The organism is Nocardioides sp. NPDC057577 (assembly GCF_042801335.1).
GTDB lineage: Bacteria > Actinomycetota > Actinomycetes > Propionibacteriales > Nocardioidaceae > Nocardioides.
Genome location: NZ_JBHVGB010000242.1, coordinates 1 through 6892, shown reverse-complemented (window position 1 = coordinate 6892; position 6892 = coordinate 1). Strand labels below are relative to the sequence as shown.

At 70.6% G+C, this 6892-nt stretch carries 5 protein-coding genes; 2 read left to right on the top strand and 3 right to left on the bottom strand.

The window, feature by feature from the left end; genetic code table 11:
- Positions 1-43 precede the first annotated feature (43 nt).
- From ACFU7D_RS27785 to ACFU7D_RS27775, 3 genes are all read right to left on the bottom strand, one after another.
- Positions 44-2254, bottom strand: coding sequence for an acyltransferase family protein (locus ACFU7D_RS27785; RefSeq protein ID WP_378873408.1), 2211 nt, complete (start codon positions 2252-2254; stop codon positions 44-46).
- A gap of 61 nt (positions 2255-2315) precedes the next feature.
- Positions 2316-3347, bottom strand: a complete 1032-nt coding sequence (locus ACFU7D_RS27780) for a threonine aldolase family protein (RefSeq protein ID WP_378873406.1) — start codon at positions 3345-3347, stop codon at positions 2316-2318.
- Positions 3344-4285, bottom strand: coding sequence for a GntR family transcriptional regulator (locus ACFU7D_RS27775; protein WP_378873404.1), 942 nt, complete (start codon positions 4283-4285; stop codon positions 3344-3346). The genes ACFU7D_RS27780 and ACFU7D_RS27775 overlap by 4 nt, the downstream gene beginning before the upstream one ends.
- A gap of 147 nt (positions 4286-4432) precedes the next feature.
- Here ACFU7D_RS27775 and ACFU7D_RS27770 point away from each other — a divergent pair, with 147 nt between their 5' ends.
- Positions 4433-5563, top strand: coding sequence for an FAD-dependent monooxygenase (locus ACFU7D_RS27770; RefSeq protein ID WP_378873401.1), 1131 nt, complete (start codon positions 4433-4435; stop codon positions 5561-5563).
- A 137-nt stretch (positions 5564-5700) separates the two neighbouring features.
- Positions 5701-6892, top strand: a 1192-nt coding sequence (locus ACFU7D_RS27765; protein WP_378873399.1) for an ATP-binding protein, incomplete at its 3' end; no start/stop codon positions are given.

Genomic DNA, 6892 nt, shown 5'->3' with positions numbered 1-6892 from the left:
GAGCGGCCCTCCTGGTCTTATCCGTGCGTCCTGTTCGGGCGGGCTATCCCTGGGTGCGGAGCCCCATCCGGCGGGCCAGCGGCTCGACGAGCTGGGGTGCGTACTGACGCGACATGTGGGTGCCGTCGTAGTGGGTGATGGTGTCGCCGACGACGGCGGGGCAGGACCCGTCCCAGCAGAAGTAGGAGCTCATGTCGGCGACGTCGACACCGACTTCCTCGGCCGCCCGGACCTGGACGTCGATCGAGGTCTCCCGAGTCTCCACCGCGCCCATCAGGCAGTCGCCCAGGGTGGCACCGGGCCGGGACAGGCAGGTGCCGGCGTTGGCGTCGAAACCCTGGATGTCGCGGATCAGCACCGTGCGTCCGGTGTGCTTGTCCACCCGGCGCAGGAAGTCGGTGTAGGCCGGGTGCATGAGCTCGTCGATCTGGTCCCTCTCACCGACCCAGTCGCCCTCCTCGTCGAAGACGCCCTTGATCGGCGGAGCGGTGGAGACGACGGTCAGGTCGGGGTCGAGCCGCTTGAACTGCTTGAAGGCCCACCGGTTGAAGTCGTCGCACTCGGTGTAGGGGTCGTGCTCGTCGCCGCCGCGGTCGGTGGTGATCGAGGCCGAGACGCAGCGGTTCTTGACCAGGAAGTAGGCCCGGAAGCCGTGCTGCTTCGCGATCCGGTTCAGGGTCGGGACCCAGTGGAGAGCGTGGGAGTTCCCGAAGACCACCATGGTCCGGTCCCCGTCGGGGTCGCCGTCGACGCACAGGTCGCGCTCGGTGTCGTCGGTGTAGTCGCAGCGGGTCCGGCTCGGCTTGAGGGAGTCGAGCTCGGTGAGCGCGGGACGCAGCTCGGTCGGGACCGCAGTGTCCTCGCGCGCCGCGAGTACCGAGGCCCGTACCAGCGCCTCCTGCTCGTCCAGCGACGGATCGGCCGCGGGTGCGTCGGCCAGGGTGATCGCCGGCTGGAAGTCGCCGCGGGTGGCCTCGAAGTCGGCGTAGACGGTGCCACCGAACGCGATGGCCGCGACGAGCGCGATGCTGACCGGGTAGAAGGTCAGCGCGCGCCGGGTCGGCCGCCACAGCGCGCCCTCACGGAACGGCGCCTCGACGAGCCGGAAGGAGACGTACGCCAGCACGAACGCACCCGCGACGGCCAGACCGCGCTCGGGCCAGGTGAGCTCACGCTGCAGGACGATCTCGGGCAGCACCAGAAGCGGCCAGTGCCACAGGTAGAGCGAGAAGGACCAGTCGCCGATGGCCCGCATCGGCGCCACCGACAGCAGCCGGGCACCGATCGTCGTCTCGCCCGCGGGAAGGGCGCCGGCGAGGATGACGGCCGCAGAGCCGAGCACCGGGAGCGCGGCGTGGTAGCCGGGGAACGGGGTGGACTCGTCGTAGGCCAGGCAGGCGACGACGATCGCGGCCAGCCCGCCGAGGGCGAGGAGCTCCCGAGCGACGGGTACGGCGGCGAGCCGCTGCATCACCCGGCCGCTGGTGACCAGGATCGCCAGCGCCGCACCGATCCCGAGCTCCCAGGCACGGGTGAGCGAGGAGAAGTAGGCCGCGGTGGCCTCCCCGGGCGTGTGCACGATCGACCAGGCGAAGCTGGCCAGGGTGATCAGCGCGATGGCGGCGAGGAGGAACCGGCGAGCCCGCACCGAGCCCTGCTGGACGTCACGCTCGCCACCTCGGGAGGCACCGATCCTGCTCGCCAGGACGATGCAGACCAGCGCGACGAGCGGCCAGACCAGGTAGAACTGCTCCTCGACCGCCAGCGACCAGAAGTGCTGGACCGGTGAGGGTGGCAGCTCGGCCTGGAAGTAGTCGGTCCCGGCGATGGCCATCCGGATGTTGGCGGCGAACGCCGAGGCCCAGACCGCGTCGGTGGCGAGCGGGGCGACCTGCGCGGGACCCAGCAGGAGCACCGCGGCGATCACGGTGGCCGCGAGGGTGAGGGTGGCGGCCGGGAGGATGCGCCGGGCCCGGCGCGCGTAGAAGCGCCTCAGCGATATCCGGCCGGTGCGGCCGAGCTCACCGACGAGCTGCTGGGTGATCAGGAAGCCCGAGATGACGAAGAAGACGTCGACGCCGACGAAACCGCCGGCGAACCAGGAGACTCCCGCGTGGGCGGCTAGGACAGTGAGGATGGCGACGGCGCGTAGCCCCTGGACGTCGCCACGTAGCCGTTTCGCCGGCCCGGAGGCAGGCTGGGTCGAAACGGTCGTGCTGGGGGTGAGGTGGGGGACCTGGAGGTCGTGAGGCATAGGCGGGTGAGGTTACCGAGTTCACCCCCTGGATTCCCAGATGTGGCCTCGTGGCCATGTCTCAGCTCGGGTCGGCCGCCTCGAGGTGGCTCAGGACGGCGCGGACGTCCTCGCTCGTGGTCTGCCACGACGTCACGAACCGGACCTGTCCGCCGAGCCGGTAGAAGAGCACCCCGGCTGCCTCCAGGCGGTCGGCCGTCTCCTCGGGAAGATCCACCCAGGCGAGGTTGGCGTCGACGGAGTTGGTGATGCGTACGCCTGCCTGCTCGAGGCCGGCGGCCAGCTGGGCCATCCGCTCGTTGGCGTTGCGGGCGTTGTGTAGCCAGAGGTCGTCGGTGAGGTAGGCCAGCAGCTGCGCCGACTGGTAGCGCATCTTCGAGGTGACGTGACCGCTGCGCTTGGTGCGGTAGACGAGCTCGTCGGCGGGAGCATCGCTGAAGCAGACGATCGCCTCGGCCGAGAGGGCGCCGTTCTTGGTCGCGCCCAGCGAGAGTACGTCGACGCCGGCTCGCCAGGTCAGGTCGGCCGGCGCGGCGCCGGTGGCCACGACGGCGTTCGCGAACCGGGCGCCGTCCAGGTGCACGCGCAGGTCCCGGGTCTTGGCGATCCCGGTGAGCTCGGAGATCTCCGCGACGGTGTAGACCGTGCCGTAGTCGGAGGGTGAGGTCAGCGACAGGACGGTCGGCTGGGAGTGGTGCGGGTCGCCCCAACGTACGCCGTCCAGGTGGGTCTGCAGCGCCTCCGGTGCCATCTTGTAGCTCTCGCCCGCGATCCCGCTCATCACCGCGCCGCCGCTCAGGAGGGAGGTGGCGCCGCCCTCGCTGCTCAGGATGTGCGCGGTCTCGTGGCACACCACCGCGCCCCAGGGCGGGGTCAGGGCGGAGAGGGAGAGCGCGTTGGCGGCGGTGCCGCTCAGCACCGGGAAGACGCGGGCCGTGGGGTGCTCGAAGACCTCGCGGACCCGGTTCTCGAGCGCGGCGGTGACCTCGTCACCTCCGTAGGCGAGCGCGGAGCCGGAGTTGACGGCGGCCATCGCCTCCAGGATCGCGGGGGAGACGGCGGCGGCGTTGTCAGAGCGGAGTTCGACGGTCACGGACCCATTCTTGCCTGTCGCTGTGCGTACGCCTCGATGCCGTCGAGCAGGAGGCCGAAACCGAGCTCGAAGAGCTCGTCGATGTCCATGTCGTAGCCGTCGGCGAGCAGGGCGGTCGGGCCGAAGAGCCGGGCCATGTGCGGGAAGGCGCTCCGGAAGGAGTCGTTGCCGAAGTGGGGCACGTACTGGCGGTCGGTCCACTCCTCGGCCGAGACCCCGGTCAGGGACACGGCCTCGTCCTCGCGCTCGATGTTCGCGGCCAGCCCGGCGACGTGGTTGAAGAGCAGCACGTGCATGTCGAACTGGGTCTTCGGTGGCAGCCCGAGGCCCTCGAGCGCGCCCAGCAGACGGTCGCCGAAGCGGAGCAGGTTGGGGAGCATCATCGGGCGGGTCAGCGGCTGGGTGCGGCCCAGCCAGGGGTGGTCTCGGTGCAGCCGCCACAGCTCGCGGCCGAGCGCCTCGGCGCGCTCGCGCCAGGGCGCATCGGGATCCACAGCGAACCGGGAAGCCGCATAGACCGAGTCGGCCATCGCAGCGACCAGCTGCTCCTTACTCTCGACGAAGCGGTAGAGGGACATCGGGGCCACGCCGCAGCGCCCGGCGACCGCGCGCATCGAGACCGCGTCCAGCCCCTCGGTGTCGGCGATCGCGACGGCCTCGGCGAGGACCTGACGGCGGGTGAGAGTCCTGGGCCCCGAGGTCCGTGAGGTGTCGGCGCGCGGCGCGACCACGGTGCCCGAGCGCGGGCGGGTGATCACGAGCCCGCCGGCCCGCAGCACGTCGAGCGCCTTCGTCGCGGTCGCGAGCGCGACGCCGAACTCCTCGGCGACCTGGCGGGTCGAGGGCACCTTGCCGCCGGGCTCGATCTCGCCCTGGTCGATGCGCCGGGTCAGCTCGGCGGCGATGCGGACGTACGTGGGTTCGGTCGAGCCGGCCACGGTGGCTCCCTTCATCTCTGTGCTAGGACAGATTCTAGTCGGATAACTACTGTGCTAGTCCAGTAGAAGTTGTGTATTGCCAGGTCAGAGGCGTATTCGCTACGGTCTGGTTCTACCTCGATATACACCGTATTGGAAGGATCGCTCATGACCACCGTCCTGATCTCCGGCTCCAGTGTCGCCGGCACCGCCCTCGCGTTCTGGCTGCGCGAACAGGGGCTGACTCCTGTCGTCGTCGAGCGCGCGCCGGCGCTGCGACGAGGCGGCCAGGCCGTCGACGTACGCGGCGCCGCCCTCACCGTCCTGCGTCGGATGGGGCTCGAAGCTCCGTCTCGTGCGTTGGGGAACGAGTCCATCGGCATGAACATGCTCGACGCCGAGGGCAACGAGGTGATGCGCTCGGAGGAGTTCGCGCTCTCCTCGGGGCAGCTCGACTCCGAGGACATCGAGATCCTCCGCGAGGATCTCGTCGACCTCGTCCACGCGCGCCTCGACGGCGTGGAGCATCTCTTCGGTGACTCGGTCACCGCGATCCACGAGGACGCCGAGGGCGTCCTGGTCGAGTTCGAGCATGCCGCCCCGCGCCGCTTCGACCTCGTCGTCGGCGCCGACGGCCTCCACTCCACCACGCGCCGTCTCGTCTTCGGTCCCGAGTCCGACTACCTCCACCACCTCGGCACCTACCTGTCGGTGTTCAGCCAGGACAACTTCCTCGGTATGGACCGCTGGCAGACCTGGATCAACGACGGCCGCGACGGCGGCTGTGTGATGACCGTGCGTGACAACCAGGAGCTGCGGATCTTCCTCGGCTTCGCCTCCGGCCCGATCGACTACGACTACCGCGACATCGAGGCGCAGAAGCGGCTTGTCGCCGAGCACATGACCGGCCTCGGTTGGGAGGTCCCTGCACTCATCGAGCGGATGTGGACCGCCGAGGACTTCTACTTCGACTCGATGGCTCAGATCAGGATGGACTCCTGGTCTCGTGGTCGCACCGTCCTCCTCGGCGATGCCGCCCACTGCGCCGCGCCGCTGTCGGGCCAGGGCACGAGCCTCGCGCTCGTCGGCGCCTACGTGCTCGCTCTCGAGCTCGGGCGTGCCGCAGACCATGCTGAGGCCTTCGTCGCCTACGAGAAGCGGATGCGCCCGTTCGTCGAGGCCAACCAGGAGCTCGCGCTCATCGACCGCCGCACGGTCGACCCGGACGAGTCGACGCGCCGCCTCGATGCCGTCAAGAACCTGATCGATCTGGACGAGGTCGACCAGAGCGCGGTGTAACACGTTGTTCGTAGGACTATTCGCCCTATCTAATGGGGCGAGCAGTCCTACGAACGACGTGTTACAGCGGCTGACGCGTCGGAGAGGCTGCGTTATCCCGTACGTACGCGATATATCGTTATGACAGAATGGCGGCTGTGACGACGCTGAGTGTGCTGGACGAGGTCACCTGGGCGGGTGCACCCGTGGCGGGCGAGCGGACCCGGGCGCTGCTGCGCGCCCTGGTCGATGCCGGTCCACGGGGTGCCTACGAGGCTGCTCTGGTCGAGGAGATCTGGGGGCGTGACGACATCCCGGCCAACCCCGCCAAGGCGCTCCAGGTGGTGGTCTCCCGGGCCCGGACGGCGACGGACGCCGGTGCGATCGAACGTACGCCGCGGGGCTACCGCCTCGGCCTCCGAGCCGCCGAGGTCGATGCCTGGTCGCTGCGTCCGGAGGCGCTGCGGCTGGCCGCGGAGAGGCACTACGCCGAGGCGCTGCCGCTCCTCGAACGGCTCGTCCGGATCGAGTCCGACGAGGACGTCACCGAGGCGGTGCTGCGCGCCGTCGCTGCCGTGCACGGGGTGCCGGCGGCGCTGGAGCGCTTCGAGGCGTACCGGACCGGGCTGGCCGACGGGCTCGGTGTCGACCCGAGCCCACGGCTGCGGGCCGTCCACGCCGAGCTGCTCGCGCGCGACCGCCCGGTGCGCTCGGGGCTGCGTCACGACGCCGACGTGCTGATCGGCCGCGAGCAGGACGCCGCCGAGGTCTCCGCCCTGCTGAAGAGCTCGCGGGTCGTCACCATCCTCGGTCCCGGAGGGCTGGGGAAGACCAGTCTTGCCCAGGTGATCGCCCACGGCGCCGAGCAGCCGGTGGTCCACTTCGTCGAGCTGGTCGGCGTGACCGCTCCCGAGGACCTGGTCAGCGAGGTCGGCTCGGCTCTCGGTGTGCGCGACTCGGTCGCCCACCGTGACCGGCTCACCCCCGAGCAGCGGGCCGACGTGCGGTCGCGGATCGCGCAGCAGCTCGATGGCGCGCCCACCCTGCTCGTGCTCGACAACTGCGAGCACATCGTGGCCGCCGTCGCCGACCTGGCCGCCTTCCTGGTCGCGACGGTGCGCGACCTGACCGTCCTGGCCACCTCCCGCAGCCCGCTCGCCATCGGCGCGGAGCGGGTCTACCCGCTCGGCCGGCTGGGGACGTACGACGGCAGCGAGCTGTTTCGCCGCCGAGCCGTCGCCGCGCGGCCCGGGGTCCACCTCGAGGAGAGCCGCGTCGACGAGATCGTCACGCGGCTCGACGGCCTGCCGCTGGCGATCGAGCTGGCCGCGGTGAAGGTGCGCGCGATGT